Below are 23,074 nucleotides of genomic sequence, written 5' to 3' on the forward strand. Positions count from 1 at the left end.
AAAAAGGCTGGATCAAATAACCGCAACACGCCCGGAAAAGACACACTTTTCTTTACTTAACCCACGTTCAAGGCGGCACCGCTAAAAACAAGAAGTCCCCGAGAGGCTCTCGCAGTAAACCTCTCAGGGACGGTGTACGCCTGGCGGGTTGATCAGGCCCATCAGTGCCAGCGTCTTGTGAAACACCCCTCACGGTGATTCGTCAACCATTCTTACACACCAACCCCCACCGGAGCAAACCTACCCGAGAGATTCCCTAGTTTTTCCTAAGGAATTGCCAGGTTTCCGCCACCCGCAGGCTACTTCCAGCGCCATGTCACGGTACGGGTGTCGGCAGCGTCGCCTTCATCGCCAGCCGCACTACCTCGTTCGATCTGCACATCCAGCACAGTTTCGCTCAGCGGTTCAACCACTCCGCGCCCCCACTCCGCAACCACAACCACATCATCGATGTCTGCGTCGATGTCCAAACTCTCAAGTGCATCGAGCACCTCGTTGCGGTCAATATGGCGTCCAGGCTCGATTCCCTGATCCACGTCTGCCCCCAGCAGGCGATAAGCATCCATGTGCAGCAGTCCCACACCGCGTTGTCCAGCGCGGTGGGTTCGTACGATGGTGAAAGTCGGCGATTGCACGCGCCCTTTCACCCCGAGCCCGGAAGCCAGTCCCTGAGTCAGCGTCGTCTTCCCTGCTCCCAGCGGACCGGAAAGCACGACGACTGTTCCTGCCTGCAGCACCTCGCCAAGTTGTTTTCCCAATTGGCGCATGTCCTCCGCAGTGGCCACGTCGCGCGATCCGTCGGCGGAAAAGTCTGGCTCCCCACCGTTAAAGACACGCGCAATCCGAGGCCCGCGTGGCATCGTCAGCACTTCATAACTAATCGTTCCCGCCAACTCCGCAAAGTCGTCAACACTTGTGCCACCCGGGCCGAAAATCACCGCCCAGTCTCCCGGCTGCACGTCGGTGGGTTCTTCTGCCGAGCCGAGTTCCACCACGATCTGATCCATGCATACCCGCCCGATCTGCGGATATGCACGCCCGTTGATTGTCACCTGCATCGTCCCCGACACGCTGCGAGGCAGCCCATCGGCGTAGCCCAGCGCCACCACTGCGGTGCGGGTATCTCGCTGAGCCTGCCACGTGTGGTTATAGCTCACGCCCTCGCCTTTCGGCACCACACGGGTCGTGATAACTCGGGCGCGCAGCGTCATCGCTTCTTTGAGCTCTACGCCCGCCCCTGCCGGGTCGATGCCATATAGCCCGACGCCCGGTCGGACCAGTTGGTGGCGCACCTCCGGACGGTTGAGCGTAGCCGGTGTGTTGGCAATGTGATTGCGGGGCACCTGCAAGCCACGGGCGCGGCAGAACTCGATAGCCTCCGCAAAGCGGGTAGCCTGCAGGTCATTAGCCGGTGACTGTGGCTCATCAGCACTAGCCATATGGCTCATCACACCGGTGACGTTCACATGTTCAGTATGCGCGGCCAGCAGCTCTACCGTCCCCTCCCATTCGGCGGGACTCACCCCGGAACGGGACAGACCTGTATCCACCATGAGGGATGCGCGCACCGGCACGTCCGCGCGGACGGCCTGCTCTACCAGGGTGCGTGCATGTGCCAACGAGGGAATACCTATGGTGATCTCCTCGGCGAAAACGTCCCTTAGGTCATCGGTGGGCATCCACATCCACGCGGTGATGGGGACGTGACGATAGCGCTCCTCTTTTGCCCGCAGCAGCTCCCGCAGTTGCAAGGCCTCCCCGAGTGTTGCCACTCCCAACTGTTCGACTCCGGCATCCAGCATTGCCGGCGCTACTTTGTCCACCCCGTGGTTATACGCATCGGCTTTCACCACCGCCATCACACCAGCGGGCGACGCTGCTTCCCGGAACACCCGCACATTGTGCGCAATGGCATCCAGGTCAACGACTAATTCCGCAAGGTGACGATCCGACATGTCCATAACTTTAGCCACCCCTCCTGGGATCCCGGGAAAGGGGGCACGGCAGGGGGCGTCACAAAGAATGAGCTTCGAGTTACTCGACGGTCACGGACTTGGCTAGGTTTCGCGGCTTATCGATGTCCTGGTTGCCGCACTCGCGAGCGATATCCGCGGCCAGGAACTGCAGCGGAACCGTGGACAACAGTGGCTGCATCAGTGACGTAGTACCCGGAATCTCCAGCAGCCAGTTGGCGTACGGTCGCACAGCCTCGTCGCCTTCCTCCGCGATCACAATGGTCTTGGCACCGCGCGCGCGGATTTCCTGGATATTGGACACGATCTTGGAGTGCAGCACTGGACGGCCATTCGGGCTGGGCACGACCACGACGACGGGTAGATCATCCTCGATCAATGCGATGGGACCGTGCTTGAGCTCACCAGCGGCAAATCCCTCGGCGTGAATGTAGGCCAGTTCCTTAAGCTTCAACGCGCCCTCAAGCGCAACCGGGAAGCCCACGTGGCGCCCCAGGAACAGCATGGTTTTCACCGGGCCGAGTTCCTTGGAGAGTTCCAGGATCTGCTCGCGCAGATGCAGAGTCTTCTCGATCTTTTCCGGGATTGCCTCCAGCGCATAGTAGATCTCCGCGATCTCATCGGCATACTTCGTGCCACGGGCCTGAGCCAGGGCCAAGCCAACTAGGTAGTTGGCGGCAACCTGCGCCAGGAAAGCCTTTGTGGAGGCCACGCCAATTTCGGGACCGGCGTGGGTGTACAGTACGGCATCCGACTCGCGCGGGATCTGGGAGCCGTTGGTGTTACAAACTGCGAGGACACGAGCGCCCTGCATTTTTGCGTGGCGCACAGCTTCGAGAGTGTCTGCGGTCTCACCAGACTGGGAAACAGCGACGACGAGAGTGCGTTGATCCAGCACTGGGTCGCGGTAGCGGAACTCGCTGGCCACCTCAATTTCCACGGGCAAACGCACCCAGTGCTCGATGGCGTACTTGGCTAGCAGACCTGAGTGGTAGGCCGAGCCACAGGCGACGACGAACACCTTTTCCACACCGCGCAGATCTTCGTCGGAAAGGCGCTGCTCGTCTAGGACAATTCGACGACCATCGAAGTGACCGGCCAGGGTGTCACGGACGGCTGCGGGCTGCTCGTGAATTTCCTTCATCATGAAGGAATCGAAGCCATCCTTCTGGGCGGCATCCAGATCCCAGTCAATGGTGAAAGGCTTGCCCTCCACGGGGTTACCGGCAAAGTCATAAATGCCGTAGGAATCTGCGGTGATAACCACCGCATTGTCCTGTCCTAGCTCCACAGCGTTCTTGGTGCGGTCGATGAAAGCCGCCACGTCGGAGCCGAGGAACATTTCCCCTTCGCCCACTCCGACGATCAGCGGAGTGGAACGGCGGCCGGCGACGATGGTTCCGGGGTGATCATCGTGAACGAACAGCACGGTAAATGCACCATCGAGGCGGGAAAGAACCTTCAGTGCGGACGCCTGGAAGTCTCCTGCCGTCTCCCCCTCGTTGTATGCCAATGCCAACAGGTGTGCTGCGACCTCTGAGTCTGTCTCGGACTGCAGCTCGATTCCTGCAGCTTCAATCTCGGCGCGCAGGGTGGAGAAGTTCTCAATGATGCCGTTGTGCACGATGGCGACCTTGCCATCGTAGGAGCGGTGCGGGTGTGCGTTGACGTCATTCGGGCGACCGTGGGTGGCCCAGCGGGTGTGGCCAATGCAGGAAGAACCGTGGAAGGAATCACGGCCGACCTCATCGATGCGGTCGATGAGGTTTTGCAGTTTTCCTTCCTTCTTTTCCAGATGCAGGGACCCCTGCTCGACAACTGCGATACCAGCGGAGTCGTATCCGCGGTATTCCATTCGCTCCAGCGCATCCAACCCGATTTGGAGCGCTTCGGAGTTACCTACGTAGCCAACGATTGCACACATGCCTCTGACGATACACAATGGGCGATCGATTTCGGTAAGCTGTGGGGCTGTGGCAGATAAGATGAAGAACCTGATTACTCGCTTGGGCAAGCGCGGCCCGCACCGCGTGATGGTCGGCGACCTGAACTTCGCTGGAATCCCCGGGCGTGTGTACACCCCGGCAGAAGGTAACGGCATCCCCGGCATCGCATTCGGTCACGATTGGCGTGTTGGTGTGGATTCCTACCATGCAACGCTTCGACACTTGGCCAGCTGGGGTTTCGCGGTGGCGGCACCGGACACGGAAAAGGGCTTTACTCCTAATCACCGGGGTTTCGCTGCGGATCTGGAGACCGCCCTGCAGATCTTGGCCGGAGTGCGTCTGGGCAACGGCAACGTGACGGTACAGCCGAATGACTTGTACCTCGCCGGCCACGGCATGGGTGCCTCCGCCGCAGTGCTGGCCGCAACGGGTCGTCGCCACCGCAGCGAGCTCGAAGGCTACGACACCCAACCCACCATCGCCGGCGTGATGGCCGTTTACCCGGCTGATAGCTCCCCGGATGCTTCCGAGGCTGCAAAGTATGTGAAGGCTCCCGGCCTGGTGCTGGAGGCCGGCCGTTTGGGCGAGACTCCTAAGGGCAATGCAAAGCGCATGGCCGCACATTGGGGTGGCGACGTTGTCTATCGCGAACTGCTGGGTGCTTCCGCTAGCAGCTTCCACGAGAAGTACGGTCGCAATTTTGCACTTGGCGCAGGCCTTCCGCAGTTTAGCCAGCAGGAATTGGCACGTGGCCTGATGGCCGGTTTCGTACTGGCCGAGCACGAGGGCAAGTACAAGTCTTTCCGCGATGGCCACGCCGAGCTGAAAAAGACTCGCACATCCACCCAGCATGAGCTGTACAAGAACCTGCCGGAAAACGTAAACCTGGACGAGCGTCTGGCGGAAATCTTCTAGTCGAAGATTCTCCCCTTTATCCCGCGGGCTCCGTGGATTCGGGCGCTTCCGCTTGATCCGTTCCTGGGTTCCCTAAGCGCAGCAGTCTTATTTTCTTTGCCATCGCGCTGCGCTTTCTTCGCTTCTTCAAGCTGCCGCGTGCATTCTTTGAGCGTTTCCTCAAACTCCCGTACGGATTCCTCGACCTCGGCCATGTAGTCGTCAACGATGCGCTGGTAGCGCGCTGCTAGTTGTTCTCTGTGGGTCACCACTCACCGCTCCTTTCGAGGTTGACGCCCGCCGCCACAGTTCCGGCGCCCGCAAGCTCCACGGAGGCCTCTGTGACCTCAATGGACGCAGTACCTGCTGCTGATACCCAGACGTCGGGGGTCCACTGACTAGAAGGTGTGATCGGCTTATCCTTGGTTTCACTATGATCACCCCGGTCGGATGGTGGAGACGGCACCTTGTGTTCGGATCCCTTGTGCTCTGAGACGGGTGGTTCGCAACGGTGCGGTTCCGGCTTGGGTTCTGGTTCCGGCGCTGGCTTGGGTTCTGGTTTCGGCGCTGGCTCTGGCTTGGGGTCCGGTTCCGGTTCCGGTGCTGGCTTGGGGTCCGGTTCCGGTTCCGGTGCTGGTTCTGGCTTGGGCGCGGACTCCGGCTTCTGCTCAGTTTCCGTCTCCGTTGAGGCCGTACATGTGTGCTTTTCCACTGCGCATTCTTCGTGCTGGGATGAATGCTCCACTGGCGGCATCGGCTCTGGTTCTGATTCCAGTTCCGGTTCCGGAACAGAGATAGTCGGCGGACAGCTTTCCGCAGGGGGCGCAAATGCTTCCGTCGCACATTGCACAATCTCCGCCCAGAGCTTCGCTACTCCCTGCACATTGATCTGCAAACTACCCGCAAGTGGAGGCGCCAACGGCATCGATGGAGCTGCTGGAGCTAACGGTGGCGGAGGCGGTGGCAGCAGTGTTTGGTTAGCCTCCGGCAGGGCTATCTGAGCCGGAGCTACCCCTGGTGCAGGCGCCGAATCTGTCACCACCGGCGTTGCTGCCTGAGGAGGTGGAGTCAACGGAGTACACTGCGCAGGCTGCACAGGAGGCTCACACTTTGGTGGCTCCTTTACCTCCTCGGGACACTTCACTTTTGGAGGTGTCGGATCATGACACACCGGGCTCTGCGAATTACCCGGCTCTGCCGCGGGTTTCGCATCTGCGATCAGCATGTCAATCGTCCGGTCGAGGGAATTGTTTCGACTGTGCAGAATGTTCTCCGCAACCTCCGCTGCCACCTTTGCCAACAGATCCAGCAAGGGTTTTCCAACGAATCCCACAACACCCGACGCAATTGCAAAGAACTCGAGTTTCTCCGCAATTCCTTCAATCGTGCTTACTGAGGACTCCGATGTAGTCCCCATTACCTCAGCAGTGTCCCGCACAGCAACGCAGCGGTTCTGCACACAGCGCTCGTGGTTGAGTTGCTCTTTGCCGGCCTTACGCGTGGCCTCTCCCGGCTTTCCTTCAGCCACACCATCGAAGCTCTCTTTATCGTCAGTCTGCCCTGCGAGTAAAGGCACTTTGTCTTTGCCATTACTCGCTGGTCCAAGCGAGGCACTAATCGCTTCGGGGTTCATGCCGTTAGTAAATGACGCCGCAGTTTTCGCGCCTTCCACCTGGCCCCCAAAGCTGGCCAAAATACCGAGGGCAGCATGCAAACGCACATCCAAAGAGCCTGTCATGTCCACCCCTCCCCTGCGTTTAGGCTGGCGGAACTCTCCATATCTGCATCCCCCACTCGACCGACAAGTCCCACCAAGTCATCCCCTGCAGTTGCCAGACGCTTCGCGTGATTAAGTCGGACTGTGTGCCCCTGATCCACCAGTGATAGGAACTGCTTGGCCTTATCCTGCAGGCCAGCTCCAAAGATTGAGGCTGGCACGGAAGGACGAACCCCTCCCAAATGATCGGCCCAGCACCGTTGTACTTCCCGCAGCTTCCCCGCCTGATCAACGGCCGATAGTGGATCTATGTGTAGCTCTCCCACTGTTCTTACTCCCCCTTTTGAAACTCCCCGGCACCGCCAATCCCCTAAACACGCAACCTGCAGGCGAAGGGTTCTTCGTTCCGCTCGAAGACTCGCCCCGATTCACGCAACATTGGCGCTGCACAACAAAAACATCCACACAGTTAGACTGCGCGGATGTAAAAAAGGTTCGCGGGAAACCGCAGAAAGCCGTGGGAAAGAGCTACGGCGCTAAACCTCCGCAACCACGGCGGCCAGCTTCCCAGCAATGCGACGTGCCGTCCCTGGGTCTGCAGCTTCCACCATCACTCGGAATAATTCCTCAGTACCGGAGGGGCGCAGAAGTACGCGTCCGGCATCTCCCAGGTCCTCCTCTGCCTTGGCGATGGCTTCTACAACGCGCTCATCGTCGGCGATCACGGTCTTGTCTGCAACCGGCACGTTAATCAGCGTCTGCGGCAGAACGGTCATCACCTTCGCCAGCTCGGAGAGCGGCTTGCCAGTCTGCGCCATGCGCGCCATCAACGTAAGCCCCGTCAGGGTGCCGTCACCGGTAGTTGCATGTTCGGAGATAATCACGTGCCCAGACTGTTCGCCACCCAGCGACAGATCAGAGGCCAACAATTCGGCCAGCACGTAACGGTCACCTACCTGCGTCTCCAGCACCTTGATGCCGTTGGCGCGCATGGCAAGCTTCATCCCCAGATTGGACATGACGGTGGCCACCAGGGTGTTCTGCTTCAGTTCACCGTTTTCCTTCATGGCCACGGCCAGGATCGCCATAATCTGGTCGCCATCCACCACGTTTCCTTCGGAGTCCACAGCCAAACAGCGATCTGCGTCGCCATCATGGGCCAGCCCTAGATCCGCCTGGTGTTCCAGAACAGCCTTCTGCAGAACCTCAATGTGAGTGGATCCCACTCCATCGTTGATGTTGAAGCTATTGGGTCGGCTGTGGATAGCCACGACATCCGCACCTGCCTGGCGGTACGCCTCCGGCGCGGCAGTCGAGGCTGCTCCGTTGGCGCAGTCCACCACCACGCGAATTCCATCCAGCGGATGATTAATGGCCGTGCCCACATGAGCCAGGTAACGCTCTAGTGCATCTGCGGATTCATCAAGAATTCGTCCAATTGCTGCCCCCTTAGGGCCGGTCTCCGGCAGATCCAGCATCGTGGCCTCGATCTCATCCTCCACGTCGTCTTGCAGCTTGCGGCCACCCGCAGCGAAGAATTTAATGCCGTTGTCCGGCATCGGATTGTGGGAAGCGGAGATCATGACGCCCATGTCGGCGCCGAAGTCATCTGTAAGGAAAGCGACAGCCGGGGTGGGGATCACGCCGACGTCCAGCACGTCCACACCCTGCGATGCCATACCTGCTGACAACGCCGCTGTCAACATCTCCCCCGATACACGCGGGTCGCGCCCCACCACAGCGGTAGGGCGACGGCCGCCCACTTCTTCCTTGGATACCAGTACGCGCGCGGCGGCAGCACCCAGCTTCATTGCCAGCGTTGCAGTCAGCTTCCTGTTCGCTAGACCACGGACGCCGTCAGTTCCGAACAATTTACCCATGGGGCGCAATTCTACCCGGCGACCCCGCCGGTCTGGCGGGTGCCACTCCCGATATCAGCAAATTGTCATAAATGCTTCTATAAAGGGAAACCCCCACGTCCCGGCCGAAAAACTGCTCGGCTGGAGCGTGGGGGCGTCGCCACCAAAAAGGGCGAAGCGATTTAACGCTTGGAGTACTGCGGTGCGCGACGTGCCTTGTGCAGACCAGCCTTCTTGCGCTCCACGGCACGAGCGTCGCGAGTCAGGAAGCCAGCACGCTTCAGCTCGGTGCGCTCTGCTGGGTTGTACTTGTTCAGAGCACGGGCGATCGCCAGGCGGAAAGCACCGGCCTGACCGGAGGGGCCACCACCGTTCAGGTTTGCCTGAATGTCGAACTGGTTCTCGCGGTCCAGCAGAACCAGCGGAGCCTTGATCAGCTGCTGGTGCAGCTTGTTCGGGAAGTAGTCCTCCAGGGTGCGGCCGTTGCAGCTGAACTCGCCGGAGCCCGGAACCATGCGGACGCGGACAACAGCTTCCTTGCGGCGACCAACGGTCTGGATGGTGCCCTCGAAGACAACCGGCTCAGCCTCGATCTGCTCGGACTCGTCCTCGGAAGCGATGGAGTCACCGATGGTGGCAACGAACTCTTCGTTCACTGCGTCGGTAGCGGTGTACTCGCCCTCGAAGTTCTCCTCGACGGCAGCGTTCTGCTCGTCGGTTACATTCTCGTTGTACTCAGTCATTACTGTGCCACCTGCTTGATCTCGTAGGTCTCAGGCTTCTGGGCCTCGAAAGTGTGCTCCGGGCCGGCGAAGACGCGAAGCTTCTTGATGGACGCGCGGGACAGCTTGTTGTGCGGCATCATGCCCTTAACAGCTTCCTCAACAACGCGCTCTGGGTGCAGCTCCAAGGAACGACCCAGGGTCATGGTCTTCAGACCACCCGGGTAGCCGGAGTGACGGTAGCGCATCTCACGCTCACGCTTGTTGGAGGAAATGTGGACCTTATCCGCATTAATGATGATGACGTTGTCGCCGCAGTCAACGTTCGGTGCGAAGTAGGGCTTCTTCTTGCCGCGCAGCAGGTCAGCTGCGGTAACAGCAAGACGACCCAGCACCACGTCGGTGGCGTCGATGACGTACCACTTACGAGTGATGTCACCGCTCTTTGGGTGGAAAGTAGTCACGCTGGACTCCTTAAAGTCTTGATCTTGGAACTGCCAGCCAGATGAACACGTGCAACGATCTAGTGCAGTGCTTCTGCGGCGGCCGGTTGTGACCCGCAGAAATGCAATGACTCGAGAGCTAAGTTCGCGTATTGCACACAACCCTTGGGAATTTACTACATAGTGTCCCGAACACCAAAAATCCTCTGGACAGCAAAAATCCCCAGCACCTCTTCCCTCTTTACAGGGAAGCTAGGCACCGGGGATTGAGTGCTAGTCGGCGACTAACCGACCTTCGCGGAACGCGCGATCGTGTTGGCGGCTAATGCCCCTTGGTTTTACTTGCGAACGTCACCGTCAATGTCGGTGTCGATCTGCTCCTTGCGGAGCTCTTCGGTGTGACGCTCGGTCTCAGTGATCTGCTCCTTGTTCAGGGAGACCTTCTCTACCGGCACGGTTTCCTTGTTTACATTGACGCGCTCTTCGCTCAGGGTCACAGACGCTTCCTGTCCGGACTCATCGATGCTGCCCTTGAAGTTTGCAGCTTCTTCTGCGGAGATCGGGGTGCGCTCAACGCGAACTTCTTCGCGAGTTACCGGTACCTCAACGGTCTCGGTGTCGGTGACGACGTACTTACGCAGGCGAGCCTCGCCAGTCTGCACCTTCTCCTTCTGAACGTTCAGCTGTTCCTCGGAGCGAATAATCTCACCCTCGTTGCCAGCAGCTGCGGTGTTAGCGGAGACCTCGCGCTCAGCAGCGTTGTCGCGAGTATTGTCACGCTCAGTGTTCGCGCCTGCAACACCGGCACCTGCAACGCCAGCGCCAGCCACACCAGCGCCCGCGGCACCAGCGCCCGCGGCACCGCGACCATCAGCAGCCTCGTGGCGATCCAGGGTGGAGCGATCATCAGAAGCGGAGCGATCGCCTGCAGTGTCACCGTAACGGGTGGTGTCCTCAACATTGTCCAGGCCGTAGTGACGGTAGATCTCGTTCTGCTGCTCCGGGGTCAGAGCCTGATCAGCATCGAAGTCCGGCGCATCCTTCACACGATCCTTAGAAAAGGCCAGGTTCAGGTTCTCGCCGTCGAACTTGTGGCCGCGCATCGGTACCAGGCTGGAGTTCATACCGAACAGACCATGGTTAACCTCAACGAAAGTAGGCTGACCGGACTTGTCGTCAACGAAGATTTCCTTGACGCTGCCCAGCTTGTCGCCGGCGTTGTCGTAAGCGGTTGCCTTGAAAAGATCCTTGATATCGTTGCTCATTTGTTGATAAATCCTTTCGCCTTGTCGGTACGCAATACGGGGTAAGTCTCGCTTGGTGAGTACCAACAGTGGGGAATTACTTAGTGGTGTAGAACCAGCAGTGGTGTCGCTGATTATTTTCGTTTCCCGTACGTCATTGACGCTACGCATGAAATGATTAACGTTTCAACCAAGATGGTCTTCGCCAAGCCACTAAACAATTATCTACATACATAAGTCCAGCTCGCAGCACACATCACGATTGGGTCACATTTTCTCCCATCGTTCCAAAAGTCCACAATTCCTCAAACTGGACGTCGAAAAACAAAAACTCTCAGCCTCACCCTTAGGTCAAGATTAAGACCAAAAGGGAAGCTGAGAGATTATTTAAAAAGTTTTAAATCATCCTCTATGCCCAGCTATTTGCAGCGTTCGTATTGATCTCGCTCATCCGATCATTCGCCTGACGCACCGTGCGAGAGATTTGCCCCAGCACATCGTTAATCTCCCGTGCGGATTCATCCCACTTCTTCTGCGCAGCTGCATAGCTGTCCGCTGCCGAGCCTTCCCACTCGTTCACCATCGGCTGCAGGTCACGTTTCAGATCCCCCAGCAACCCATTAATGGTGTTGTTTCCGCGATTGATGTCATCCGCAGCATTGGCAATTTGAGCAAAGTTGTACTGAATCATCACTGTCCCCCTCTAGGCGTTAAAGGCCGCCGCGTTATCGACATCCGTATTGTCAAAGTCACCCGCGTTGGAGCGGATGTTGTCCGCAATGCTCTGCAGTGCCTCGTTGAGGTCGCGGGCATTCTCGTCCCAACGCTCCATCAACGAATGGAAGGAAGCCTGCGCCTGTCCCTTCCAGCTACCGGATACATCTTCCACCACACCACGCAGACGCGAAAGTTCACCCTGAACCTCGCCTTTCACACGGTCGACATTGCTTGCCGCTTGGTTCATCGTAGTGACATCTGTTTTGAAGCTCATGCCCTAACTTCCCCCATTTCAAATACTGTTTTCACTCTTCATGGCGCCGGGTCTTCCCCGTTATAGAGGCACCATCACAAGAGTTATACTCACGGCTTCCCAAAATGGTTCACCGCCTTGGTCGTGCTGTATCCACAAACTCTTGGCAAACCTTTTCCCGCTGTTCATTCCACTGTCGGTACTGGCACCCCACTGAAATCTGGTGTCCATCCACCAGCCGTACATGCCACCTAGTTGTGGAGTTCTCGTAATTTTCCTCGTAGCTCACCGGCTGAGTTGATACAACCGTCACTCCGCCTGCAACCCCCTCCACGTCCTTCAGCGCACCTAGCATTGCCGCATCCAGCTCATCCTGTGTTCTAAGGGGTGTTTGCTTCGCCGCTACTAATACACGCATTCCCGCGTCATCACCGACATATTCCTCACGTGCTCGCGTTGCACTGCCAAGCCGCCACCCATCAACATTCACACTGATTGGAATGTCCGCCCGGCGCGCGCTTGAGTCTGCGACCTTTGAACCTTTCCGGCGTGGTTCTGGAAATGGCTCATTCGCCTCAGTGGTGGCATACGAGCCAGACTCCTGTACGTCTGCGGCTTGCGAATCGGTTGATTGAGCGTCCACTAACTGCGAATCAGCCGCCTGCGAATCAGCCGCCTGCGAATCAAACACTGTGAAGGTCGCCACCAGCCCACCGATGATGAAGAGCGTCAGCGCTGCCAACGCAACCGGAAGTCGCCGGTCGCTCTTTTCCTCCGCTTTTTCTATATCTATTGACGCCCCCTCGTCAGGCCTTTCCCGTATGTCCGCTTCCTCGAGCTCTTCCGCCGATTCAATTCCCTCGCGTTGAATCCGCACAGGTTTGTCCGGGTCAAGATACTCAAGCTCCAGGTGCTCCAACTCTTGCTGGGCCAATGCCAATTCACTAGCCACCCGCAGCACCGTATCGTTATCCACCAATCGGGCTCGCACTCCCCTAATCCGAAGATAATGCACCACCTTCACGGCAAAAGTTCCGGTGACCAGCACGTCTACTTCCCACAAACCAATGCCCCAAGGGAAACGTTCACGTGACTCTGGCGGGTTCACTGCCGCTGCGTCGGGATGCTCCGCACGCTGTTCGAGCACTTCGCAGAGCATCTCATAAAGCTCCGAAAGCCTGCCTAGGCTCAGCCCGGAACGTTGGAATTCAACGTCTTTATCCTCTCCGTCCTTTACCCATTCCGATTCAGTTTCTCCCAGCGGTCTCCCGCGAGATTGCTCCGTAGGATCGGACCAAGCCCGATACTGCAAATACCCCGGCTGCTGCATCTGCGCATCACCGGTCACGGCAAAGCCAGTAGCAAGATCCGTCACCGTCATACCGCTAATCAGGATCCCCGATTCCTGCAATGCCACAGCTTCAGCCAGCAGGCTCCTGGAATCTCCGATCCTCTGATCTACTCTCATTGTGTCCCCCGGTCCGTCGTTTCCTTGGTCAACAATTGCGCGCCCTTTTAGTTCTCATCGACAATCTCCGCCACGTGTACCTCCCAGGTTTCACTGTGGACATAAGCCGCGCGCCCCTGTGGGCGTCGCAGTAGACGAACCCCGGCAATCGGCCCATCCTCACGGGGCGCAGAAAACAGCAACCAAGCGCTTTGGTCGCGAATCGACTGCATCAAGGGCTGATAGGCTGCCCTGGCGAACTGCCCCGAACGACGGCCAAGCACCAAGTGAAGGCCGATATCGGCGGCATAGGGAAGCAAGGGAATAAGCTGGTCAAGGCCGGGATCGGCGTCCGCGTCGTCGACGATGATGAACAACTCCGGGCCAGACCACCAGGTGCGTTCTCGGAGCTGTTGGGGTGTCACGTCGCTACCTGGAATTCGCGCCCGCAGCGTAGTGGTCCACTCGGCCAGGTCTTTGCGGAAGTCCTCCGGCACGCGATAACCCGCTACGCCCAGTAAACCGCGGCGTGTGTCCGTGACCAGGAACTCCGGCGGCTCTCCAGTATGGCTTTGGCTCTGTGCCACGGACTGCATCACTGCACGCAATGCGGTCGTCACCCCACTTCCCGCCTGGCCGATTGCGACCAAGTGAGGGAAAGTACCGTGATCCCACTGCACTGGATCCAGCTTTGGGCCACCTATGGCGAAGGCCTGAGAGTCGCCCAAATCCTCCCAGTCGATTCGCTCGGGCAACACGCGCATAGCTAGATCCGGCTCACCACGCTGCACGCTTTCCATCCGGACATGCTCAATGTCTTGCGCGTTGGAGTTGGCGAACTGCACGTGCTTTCCACGGGGCGACACTCCTCGTCCAGGCACGTCGGGCAAGGATTTCTGTGCATCCCGGAAGTGGGCATCCAACGGTGTCATCCGCAGTTCGATTTGCCCGGTCAGCACGTCCCGCAGCGACGGACGGAAATTCCAGCGTAGAGCCGTAACCACCACATGCAAGCCGCGTTCCAGCCCCGTGGTCGCCAGGCGGATCAAGCGTTGTTCTTCCTCGCCATTTCCATTTCCCGCGGCACCCACCTGATCTAGTCCGTCAATAATCAGCAGGCGCTGGCCCTCCGTTTGCTCCATTTCGTCGAAAAGCCGTGGCAGCCCAGCCGGCCCCACAACCGCAGCTACCTGAGGCAATCGAGCAAGGTCTCTTAGCCCACCACCCGGATCAAAGATGTATACCGGCCAGCCAGGTGAACTCAGCGCCCAGGCCAGCACCAAGCTGCGCACCACCGTTGTCTTGCCAGTTCGGGGCTGGCCGACTATTGCCCAATGCTTGCGGCGCAGGTCGATATCCAAAGGCACCTGCTGCCCTTCGAAAGGAAGATCCTCCAGGCCGATGCGAGCAACGCCTGGCGCACCGGGCTCAATGATCTCGCTGGCAGGCAGGTCTTCCGGCAGCGGTGGTAACCACACCGGATTCCTATTGGGGCCTGCCAGCCGGTCGATCACCATCTGCATGGTCGTTGTCTCTGCATGCACTGTTGTCCCGAGTAGTCTCACCAGTCGCTGATCCCGGGGCAGCTCGGGGCCTGAAACGTAGGCCGAGTGAAAACGCACCTTGTCGCCGGCCGAAAGGATCGCCGCACCCGGAGTCGCAGGCAGTTCATAAGCTTCCGTCGTTCCGATCAGCGCGCGGGATTCGGAAGCCGAGAACGTGCGCAAAGCAATGCGATAGCTCAAATGCGATTCCAGGCCTCGCAGTCGCCCCTCCTCCAAACGCTGCGTGGCCAACAGCAAATGCATCCGCAGGCTTCGCCCCAATCGCCCGATCGCGGCGAAGACCTCCGCGAACTCTGGCCGGGCGTGCAACAACTCGGAGAACTCATCCACCACGATAAACAGTGCAGGCATCTGCCCCGGATAGACGCGGTTGTACTCGGCCGCTGTGGTCAGACCCGCGGCGCGGAGCTTTTCTTGACGCCGATGCATCTCCCCCAGCAAGCTATCCTGCATTCGGTCAACTAATCCCGCCTCTTCAGCCAGATTGGTGATCAGCGCAGAGGTGTGTGGCAGCCGATCCATTCCCAGAAAGCTGGCGCCACCTTTGAAGTCCACCAGCACAAAGTTCAGCTCCTCCGGGCTGTGCTGGTGGGCGAAGCTGATCACTACGCTTTTTAGTAGTTCTGACTTGCCGCTACCCGTCGCGCCTACGCAGAGACCGTGCGGACCGATACCTCCCAAGGCGGATTCCTTGATATCCAGGTATACCGGCGCGCCGGAAAACCCAATAGGCGCTCGCAAGTCTCCGCCCGGAAGTTCTAACAATGACGTGCTGGATTTCACCGTTGCTCGTGCTCGGCAAAGGTGAGCAAGTTCCACCTCGCTGAGTTGGTCTGCCACTCCAAAGGGCACCCAACCGTCGAGCGTCCAGGCGCTGAGCAGGCAACCATCACCAGTGCCATCCACCTGTAGCAGCAGGCCATTCCCTTTGGCGTTTTCCACCCATTCCTCGCTGGGGTCCGTGACGATAGCGCCGGCGGTCACCGGGCTATCACCCGTGCAAAAATGCACCTTGCGAGGCCCATCATGCGGAAGCCACTGCTCAAAGGGGCCGGTTATTCCAATGACATCCGGATCCTGCATGGCCAATTGCGCTTGCATGGCCCGCGCCAATCCGGGTGCACCGTCGCCGAGCAACACAATGCAGTGGAAACTAGCCAATTCCACCGCCACTGGCGCTTCGATGGTGGCGTACCGCAGCACAACCTCGCGCAAGCTCATTGCACTGACCGGCTCTAAGTCTTCCGGCGGGGAGCTGACCGGTACCTCCAGAGGATCATCTGGAGTTTGCACTGCTGTGCCGATGCGCACCACGCCCGGTTCTACGGTGACATCGGTTCCGGTATGCACGTGCGTCCACAGTGACTGCGGGTGTGGATGCGCTGCCAACATGGTCTGCAGCTGCTCTTCGCGGCTCCGCTCCACGCTATCTTTCAGGGCGTCGATGTGCCGATGAAAGGAACGCCGAGTCTCATCCACGTTCGCCCCCGGCTGGAACATCATCGCCATGCTGCCCAGCATCATCAGCGGAAAAATAAAGCTGATGGGATTTCGCCCCGATCCAGAGAGCACCATCGCGGCGACCATACCGACCACCGCCACCAACATGACGGCAGGCATTAGCAGCCTGAGGAAAGGTTGTTTGTCTTTAGGCAGCGTCGGCGGCGCCTGTGTTTGCATGTTAAGAAATCCCCCCGATTTCTATGTTTGTCCCCGTTAATCCCCATCCAACCCCCTTGGATGTGGTTTTAGATTCTAAACCTTCCTCGCTCACTCCGCAGAGCAAGCGCAATCCTTTCCCCTCGGCTACTATTTGTGCCGTGTAAGCCACATCGGCGCAAGATCCAGGGGGGATTTTGTGCCCATCACACGCACACATACATGCGTTCATACATTTTCAACAGGGGGAATAACGTGCTGGCTCTCAGCATTTCCGTGCCTGCAAAAGGCACCACCATCAACGCCGCCATTGCCGATCATGTACCGGTAGCGGAGCTCATCCCACACCTCGTCGACGCGAAACCAGGGGAACATTGGACCCTCCACCGCGCCGTCGGCCAGGTTCAACCACAGCACACTCTAGCGGAGGCCGGTGTGCGTCCCGGCGAGTCATTGACCTTGCAAACCGCCACCATCCCCGCTCCACCGGCTGAGGCAGTCGAAGAGCTCTCCGGCCCCATTCCCACGAGCCCCGCAGCCTGGGTCGCGGCAGCCATCATTGCGCTTTTTGGCCTACAGACGGCACCTGCGTGGCACCCGTTGGATAATCAACTTATTGGTCCTGGGGGCGTCACTAATCTGGGTACGACCGCAGACATCGCAACGCTCGTGGCTACAGCAGTGGCCGCTCTCGCTGCAGCGGCGGCTTCTCTGCACCATCGCAATTTCAGTTACCTCGCCGCGATCCTCGGCTTTGGGTTGGGGCTGCACGTCAATGTTCTATGTGCCTGTTTTGTCGCGGCGCTCCTGGTGTGGCGCAGCGGCCCGGCACGGATCGTGTCGATCACCTGGGTGGTGTTTGCAGCGGTGAACTTCTGGCCAGGGCTCACGCTGCTATTGGCAATGTTTGCACTGGCTTATTCTGGGCAAATCGCCATCGGACTAGCTGGCATCAAGCTGCCGAAGGTTCCTGCGACCGGTGTGTTCACCAAGCCCACGCCCACGCACGCGGGCCAGGTGGTGGAGGTTCACTCCGCCCTGGTCGTCGGCATCGTGGTGGTGTTGGGCGCCTGTGTGTACCAGCTGACTCCATGGGGGCAGCCACTGGATATATGGCAGATGGCGCTATTGCTTATGGTGGCGGTGCTCGGTGTGAGCGCACGGAGCACTCGGCCTGTGCACTCGGTCGCGCTAGCGGTTCTCTCTGCTGCAACGCTTCTGTGGTTAGCCCTCCACACGCATTGGGGTGCGGTATGCCTGGTGCTGGTCGCCCTACCTGCTGTCCGCGTGAATTCACCGATGCTGGGGCGGATCATCGACATGGTGGAAGCCTTCGCATTTTGTGTGGCCATCCCACTGGCGCTGCAAACTACAGGGCTGTTCGCAGCGATTCGGGGAATCGGCTAATGATCGTTCAAGATTCTTCGCCGCGCGGCACCTGCCAGGAAGGCACCGTCGCCGCACCGGGTACTGTGCCTTTACCGGATATCGACGCCCCCTCGTACCCCGCTTTGCATGCTTTGGCGCGGGGACGCGACGTGAGCGTGGCCGTTATCGATACGGGGTCAGCCGCACCAGGGGTGAAGGGCGACCGGGATTTTTGCGTGCTGCACGGGACCATGGTCACTAGCGTGCTGCGAACAGTGGCGCCGGAGGTAACAGTATTTTCCTTTCGGCATAATGCCTCGCCCGACCGGGCTGAGGGCACGGTAGAGGATCTTGTTCGGGCAATCGACCGGGCGCTGAAGGCCCGGGTAAAGATCATTAATATTTCGATGGTGGCCTGCGAAGATACGGCGGAGCTACGTGCGGCCATCGGGCGTGCTGACAAAGCCGGAGTACTAGTGGTGGCTTCTACCGGGAACGTAGGTCAGTGCCCGGCAGGTGTTCCGACCTTCCCCTCTAGCTTGGATCCAGTGCTGGCAGTGGGAGCGGTATCCCCGCGGGCAGGAACGGCAGAAGGGGTCCGTACGGCTGTGGGAAGAACTGGTGGCAAGGAGACTTCAGCGGATCAGGGGCGAGTGCCCGCACCGTATAGTGCGCCGACTCAGTGGGTGGATCTTTTCGCGCCGGGTGGGCCCGTAGAAGGACAGGTGGAAGTCGGCAAACAGGTGCACACCATCGTCGGTAATCCCGAACCGTTTGAAGGCACCAGCTTTGCTGCTCCAGTTGTGACGGGTACCGCGGCCTTAGTGTGGCAGGTCGCTCCGCAACTCAGCGCACGGCAGGTGCGAGAGCTGATTCTAACCACGGCGTTGCCCGGCGCGAGTGGTCCAGGGATGGGCGAACAAATGCGAGTCGTCAATCCCGCCGCAGCATTGGATAGGGCTCTTGACCTGCAGGATGGATCCGCGGCAGTGGACGCTTCTTATGGTCTGTATACCGTCAGCACCCCACGGCACGAGCCAACGGCCACAGACTATTCCGTCCCCATCGTGCTCTCACTTGTACTGGCGCTGGGCATCATCGCCACGGTCGTCTGCCGAGCCTTGTCCGCAGAGAGCAAGCCACCGTCGGGCAACGAGGCTACGCGCGAGAACTGAACACTGCGCGGTGTATTGAACCCAAGGGCATGTAACTCAGCTTCGCTGCCCACGGAGTAGCGGACCCCGTTGTCACTAATCAGCACGTAACCGCGCTCCGTCTGTAATGCAGAGGTTCCGCGCGGCCCGTAGAATGCGCTCGGCTTTTCCGATGAGAGGACTTCCCGAATCTGAGCGGAACCACTGACCGCGTCTGTCGTGCCTTTCGTCCGTCCTGGTTCAACGGGTTCTGCCAGTCCCTCCGGCCCGGCACACACCATCTTCGGTTGTGCCCAGGTAACTGGTTGGTCCCCATCGAGTTCTGGGATTCCCGCTAATACATCAATGCTCGGCTGGCGCATCACCTCCGCCAGTGGAGTTTCCACGGTCGGCATAGCACTGCTGGCCAGAGCGAAGTCGCGGCGCGCGCCCTTTACTTCACCAATCCCATTGCGGTCCACCAGAAATGTCCGGTCGCCAGCCGTGATGATCCTCCCCGCGACGTCGAAGGGTGCAGGCATCTTGGTTTTCCCCACGGGCATGGCGATATCGCGACTCCGCCGGAACTGTTGGACTAAACCATCGCTGGCGGGCACTGCCTCGGTGCCAAATGCTCTTGCCGCGTCTGGAGTTATGCGGGCGCGAGTGGTGGCGTCAATAAGCCAATAGCCCGAAGGGGCGGCCAGCAGAGCAAAGCGATGGGGATCGATGTGCTCCGCAGCCACGACCGTGCCCGTGCCACCAGCGGCAGCAGCACCACCTGTGCCACCTGTTAGCCCGCCGCGGATCCGATCGCAGTAAAGCCACTCGCGTTCTGGCGCAGCGACCAACCCCGGAACCTGCCCAATGCCAATTGGCTCCCCCAACGGCACCTGTGCAAGCTGCTCGGAGGTAGTCTTCTGCGCCTCGACTGGTTGCTGCAGAATCAGCCGTGCTGAGGCGACATTCGTGATCGGATGATAGGTATCGGCCAAGCGGATATGCAGTGCGCCCGTCTCATCGGCCACGAGATCGGCGCCATCCAGGCTGGGTTGCGGGCGCAGCAGCCCCAGCATCACCGCACCTCCCGCGATCAGCAGGCTCAGCAGTACACCGACAATAAGTGCCCGCCGCTGACTCCGCAATGGGTCGTGAGCCATGCGCGGATCACCGATGACCAGCGCAAGCTCCAGTCTGCGCAATAGAAAATTAAATCCAGAAACCTGTATCCCCGTTGTGCGCATGATTACTGCGCTCCCCCTTGTTTTAATGCGCTTGATATCTTGCGTTGTTTTGAGTTGTTTTGCGTTCTTCTAGCCCCCGCTAGCGCGCTTAAGTATTCCATGGTTGAATTGCTGGCGCGAGGGGAACTTCGCATTCGGGGTAATTTCATACTTTGGGGGATGGGAATAATGGGCTTCGTGGCATTTCTAGCTGCCGATATGCCAGCCGATGCGTCCAATGCCGAACACGCTGCCTGGTGGGCGTGGGTTCTTTGCGGCGCCGTGGCCATCACATGCATGGTGGCGGGGTGGTTTGTATTCACCCGCGGTCGCACCACCGCGGATCAGAACACGCGATGGTTTCGCCTTCTCTGCGTGCACGACAAATTGTGGGGTGAGCCGTCGCCACGGCGGATCGCCGGCGACCAGTTAGCGGGTGGTGTGGGTCTTTCTCTTGTGGACGCCCACATTTCCACCGCCATCATCCCCACCCAACCTTTCGGCCGCAGCTGGCTGGGCGATTCCCATGCCACTCTGGTGGGCGTGCCCGAGTCTGCGGCGGCTAGGATGCCTTTTGCTGCCAGCGGGTGCGGAGTGTGGGCTCTACCTGTGGAGACTCCACCGGTGGGGGCTCAGGTGACTCGGTTACCAGAGCAGCTGACTGTACCGGCGGTACCCGGTTGGTTTGTAGGTCTTTCCGATGCAGGCGAACCCATGCTGATCCACCCCATTCCCGGCGCAACGTTCGCACTGTTCGGCACCCCTGCACAGCTGCGTGCGCTTGAGGGGTCAATGAACTGGCCGGAGGAGATTTTCGATTTGCAGCGTTTCGGGAGCGCTGGATCCGTGGACGATTCAGCGGATGCCACGCGAGCTGCAGGCGTTAAGACACATGTTGTGCTCGTGGAGGTCTCCCCCGCTGTCGCCGGTAATACTGGTAGACACAGAATGGTCGATGCGCAGAAGAGGGCTCATCAGGGGGCTCACACGGGAGTTCACGGTGGTATCGGGTTCGATTCCGCGGAGGACATCTTGAACCAGGGACGTGCCCGGCTGCAGGCTGTCGGTGCTGCGGCAGTGGATGTATGCATTGCAGTGCCAGCAGTTGGCACGGGAGCAATCCTGGCCCACGGGGATCATCGGGAATACTTCAACTTCTTCGCCGTCACCGCACCTGCTCGCACCCCTGCCCCGGTGGCACAGCCAGCACAAACTGCAACAAGCGCGGCGCATTCACCAGCGCGATCAGCGCGCGCTTCAGCGCTACCTCCAACGGCGCGCTCCCCCAAACCGCGTTTGTATCACGGCTCGGCGGGAGATTCGTTGCCCATGCCCACCGGCGAACGCTTAGCACGGGTTGTCAGCGCCCGCTCCGCGAGATCTTCATCAGCTGGGTAGTCCACGCGCACTAGGTTCAGCCCCTCCGCGGGCGCGACTGGCACTGCGGAACTACGCTTTGTCTCTTTCAACAGCCCGGGAGTAAAGTCCTCGGATCGTTTGCCCGACCCCACTGTCAAGGCCGCTCCTACCAACGAGCGCACCATCGACCAACAGAAAGCATCGGCGGTCACGTGTGCCTCGTACGTCTGGGGCTCAGCCTCCGTCGAGACGTCAACCCAGCGGAATTCCTGCAGCTCACGGATAGTGGTAGCGCCTTCACGAGCTTTGCAGAACGCTGCGAAGTTGTTCAACCCAAGCAGCGCGTCGGAAGCTGCCTGAGTTTTCTCCAGATCAATCGGGTGGCGCCACGCGGCCGTATCCCGGGCACGCACCGGCACGGGGCCGGCCGGGTGAGTCGTTACGCGATAGATGTAGTGCCGGCGCAGCGCGGAGAATCGGGCGTCGAAACCCTTCGGTGCCATACGAGCGCCGTGCACGCGCACGTCGGAGGGCAACATGCGGGAAAGGCGCCGCACTAGATCCTCCGGGCGGGTGAGCGAGCGCTGCGCAAACGCATCAACAGGAATGTCGGCGTGGCACACTTGGCCGCTGGCATGCACGCCTGCGTCGGTACGCCCTGCGACAACAAGTTCAATAGGGTGGCGCGTGACCAGCGAGAGTTTCTCCTGCAAGACCCCCGCCACCGTGCGCAGCCCACCGGATTGGGTTGCCCAGCCATGGAAATCCGTGCCGTCGTAGGCAACATCCAGACGCACCCGAATCAGCTCTGGAATATCCTGCGGATTCTCGGGCATGGTCGGTGGCCTTTCTCTGGTAGGGTCGGTTGGTGCTTCCATCGCGCGCGACTTAGTCTAGTCTGCATGCACGACAGCGAATTCTCAGCATCCTCCCTCGATGCTCGTGCCCGTCGGTTGGTGGCGTGGGTTGCGGCTCTCAATGGCCTGGGTTTTCTTGTTGAGGTTGTGATTGCGCTGGTCATCGGCTCGGCCGCTTTGTTTGCCGACGCCGCAGATTTCCTCGAAGACACTCTCATTAACGTGTTGGTACTCACCGCCCTGGGGTGGTCGGTGGCCAGCCGACGAAAGGCCAGCTACGCACTGGCAGGACTGATTCTCATTCCAGCCTTCGCGGCATTCGGCACGGCAGCCTGGAAAGTGGTGACGGGGACGCCACCGGAACCTGCGACTCTGAGTGCGACTGCCATCGGCGCGCTCATTATCAACTTGGTGTGCGCTGTGTTGTTGCTGCGGCTGCGCGGAGCAAATAGTGCCCTGGTGCAGGGTGCATGGCTGGCTGCGCGCAACGATGCCGCGGCAAACCTGCTTATCCTCGCAGCGGGAGTGATTATGCTCTTCTGGGCCAGCGCATGGCCAGACATTGTGGTGGGTGTGATTATCGGTCTGATTAACCTGTCAGCGGCAAAGGAAGTGTTCGAACAGGCACGGGCGGAGGAGCCGGAGTTGGAGATGGACTAGCCATCCGCGGCTGGCGGATGTCGCTGAATCGGGAA

At 59.6% G+C, this 23,074-nt stretch carries 19 protein-coding genes and 1 pseudogene; 5 read left to right on the forward strand and 15 right to left on the reverse strand.

Annotation, left to right across the window (positions count from 1 at the left end; all coding sequences use genetic code 11):
* Positions 1-299: 299 nt before the first annotated feature.
* Together alr and glmS are read right to left on the reverse strand one after the other, a co-directional pair.
* Positions 300-1,955, reverse strand: coding sequence for an alanine racemase (alr, locus tag ACWXWJ_RS04645; RefSeq protein ID WP_473963694.1), 1,656 nt, complete (start codon positions 1,953-1,955; stop codon positions 300-302).
* Positions 1,956-2,034: 79 nt separating this feature from the next.
* Positions 2,035-3,897, reverse strand: a complete 1,863-nt coding sequence (glmS, locus tag ACWXWJ_RS04650) for a glutamine--fructose-6-phosphate transaminase (isomerizing) (protein WP_448308001.1) — start codon at positions 3,895-3,897, stop codon at positions 2,035-2,037.
* Positions 3,898-3,958: 61 nt separating this feature from the next.
* On the opposite strand from glmS, the gene ACWXWJ_RS04655 reads away from it, so the two are divergent.
* Positions 3,959-4,834 (forward strand): dienelactone hydrolase family protein, encoded by an 876-nt coding sequence (locus ACWXWJ_RS04655; protein ID WP_473963729.1) that lies wholly within the window; start codon positions 3,959-3,961, stop codon positions 4,832-4,834.
* On the opposite strand, the gene ACWXWJ_RS04660 is transcribed toward ACWXWJ_RS04655, so the two are convergent.
* The 11 genes from ACWXWJ_RS04660 to ACWXWJ_RS04710 form a co-directional block, all read right to left on the reverse strand.
* Positions 4,831-5,082 (reverse strand): hypothetical protein, encoded by a 252-nt coding sequence (locus ACWXWJ_RS04660; protein ID WP_293790694.1) that lies wholly within the window; start codon positions 5,080-5,082, stop codon positions 4,831-4,833. The genes ACWXWJ_RS04655 and ACWXWJ_RS04660 overlap by 4 nt on opposite strands.
* Positions 5,079-6,551 (reverse strand): hypothetical protein, encoded by a 1,473-nt coding sequence (locus tag ACWXWJ_RS04665; protein ID WP_473963695.1) that lies wholly within the window; start codon positions 6,549-6,551, stop codon positions 5,079-5,081. The genes ACWXWJ_RS04660 and ACWXWJ_RS04665 overlap by 4 nt, the downstream gene beginning before the upstream one ends.
* Positions 6,548-6,751, reverse strand: a complete 204-nt coding sequence (locus tag ACWXWJ_RS04670) for a hypothetical protein (RefSeq protein WP_293790692.1) — start codon at positions 6,749-6,751, stop codon at positions 6,548-6,550. The genes ACWXWJ_RS04665 and ACWXWJ_RS04670 overlap by 4 nt, the downstream gene beginning before the upstream one ends.
* A gap of 315 nt (positions 6,752-7,066) precedes the next feature.
* Positions 7,067-8,410, reverse strand: a complete 1,344-nt coding sequence (gene glmM / locus ACWXWJ_RS04675; protein WP_293790691.1) for a phosphoglucosamine mutase — start codon at positions 8,408-8,410, stop codon at positions 7,067-7,069.
* A 161-nt stretch (positions 8,411-8,571) separates the two neighbouring features.
* The gene (gene rpsI / locus ACWXWJ_RS04680; protein ID WP_293790690.1) at positions 8,572-9,132 is read right to left on the reverse strand and encodes a 30S ribosomal protein S9; all 561 of its coding nucleotides are present in this window, start codon (positions 9,130-9,132) and stop codon (positions 8,572-8,574) included.
* Complete coding sequence (gene rplM / locus ACWXWJ_RS04685) at positions 9,132-9,575, reverse strand: 50S ribosomal protein L13 (protein ID WP_293790689.1); 444 nt, start codon at positions 9,573-9,575, stop codon at positions 9,132-9,134. Before rplM ends, rpsI begins: the two co-directional genes overlap by 1 nt.
* A gap of 317 nt (positions 9,576-9,892) precedes the next feature.
* Positions 9,893-10,819 (reverse strand): PRC and DUF2382 domain-containing protein, encoded by a 927-nt coding sequence (locus ACWXWJ_RS04690; RefSeq protein WP_473963696.1) that lies wholly within the window; start codon positions 10,817-10,819, stop codon positions 9,893-9,895.
* Positions 10,820-11,207: 388 nt separating this feature from the next.
* Positions 11,208-11,489 (reverse strand): WXG100 family type VII secretion target, encoded by a 282-nt coding sequence (locus tag ACWXWJ_RS04695; protein ID WP_293790687.1) that lies wholly within the window; start codon positions 11,487-11,489, stop codon positions 11,208-11,210.
* 12 nt (positions 11,490-11,501) lie between these two features.
* Complete coding sequence (locus ACWXWJ_RS04700; RefSeq protein ID WP_293790686.1) at positions 11,502-11,789, reverse strand: WXG100 family type VII secretion target; 288 nt, start codon at positions 11,787-11,789, stop codon at positions 11,502-11,504.
* Positions 11,790-11,898: 109 nt separating this feature from the next.
* Complete coding sequence (locus tag ACWXWJ_RS04705) at positions 11,899-13,236, reverse strand: type VII secretion-associated protein (protein ID WP_473963697.1); 1,338 nt, start codon at positions 13,234-13,236, stop codon at positions 11,899-11,901.
* A gap of 47 nt (positions 13,237-13,283) precedes the next feature.
* Entirely contained in the window at positions 13,284-16,460 is a 3,177-nt protein-coding gene (locus tag ACWXWJ_RS04710) for an FtsK/SpoIIIE domain-containing protein (RefSeq protein ID WP_473963698.1), read from the reverse strand.
* 201 nt (positions 16,461-16,661) lie between these two features.
* Between ACWXWJ_RS04710 and ACWXWJ_RS04715 the strand changes: the two genes are divergently transcribed.
* Complete coding sequence (locus ACWXWJ_RS04715) at positions 16,662-17,846, forward strand: EsaB/YukD family protein (protein ID WP_473963699.1); 1,185 nt, start codon at positions 16,662-16,664, stop codon at positions 17,844-17,846.
* A gap of 212 nt (positions 17,847-18,058) precedes the next feature.
* Positions 18,059-18,715, forward strand: a pseudogene (locus ACWXWJ_RS04720) (S8 family peptidase); the annotation flags it as partial.
* A gap of 143 nt (positions 18,716-18,858) precedes the next feature.
* Here ACWXWJ_RS04720 and eccB read toward each other — a convergent pair.
* Positions 18,859-20,142, reverse strand: a complete 1,284-nt coding sequence (gene eccB / locus ACWXWJ_RS04725) for a type VII secretion protein EccB (protein WP_293791571.1) — start codon at positions 20,140-20,142, stop codon at positions 18,859-18,861.
* Positions 20,143-20,361: 219 nt separating this feature from the next.
* Here eccB and ACWXWJ_RS04730 point away from each other — a divergent pair, with 219 nt between their 5' ends.
* Positions 20,362-21,561 carry a hypothetical protein gene (locus tag ACWXWJ_RS04730; RefSeq protein WP_473963700.1) on the forward strand — a complete coding sequence of 400 codons (1,200 nt, stop codon included), beginning with the start codon at positions 20,362-20,364 and terminating at the stop codon, positions 21,559-21,561.
* On the opposite strand, the gene truA is transcribed toward ACWXWJ_RS04730, so the two are convergent.
* Positions 21,465-22,358 carry a tRNA pseudouridine(38-40) synthase TruA gene (gene truA / locus ACWXWJ_RS04735; RefSeq protein ID WP_448307992.1) on the reverse strand — a complete coding sequence of 298 codons (894 nt, stop codon included), beginning with the start codon at positions 22,356-22,358 and terminating at the stop codon, positions 21,465-21,467. The genes ACWXWJ_RS04730 and truA overlap by 97 nt on opposite strands.
* A 66-nt stretch (positions 22,359-22,424) precedes the next feature.
* On the opposite strand from truA, the gene ACWXWJ_RS04740 reads away from it, so the two are divergent.
* A complete protein-coding gene (locus tag ACWXWJ_RS04740) occupies positions 22,425-23,039 on the forward strand; it encodes a cation efflux transmembrane domain-containing protein (protein ID WP_448307991.1) in 615 nt (204 codons plus the stop codon).
* Positions 23,040-23,074 lie beyond the last annotated feature (35 nt).

The organism is Corynebacterium sp. p3-SID1761 (assembly GCF_055862885.1).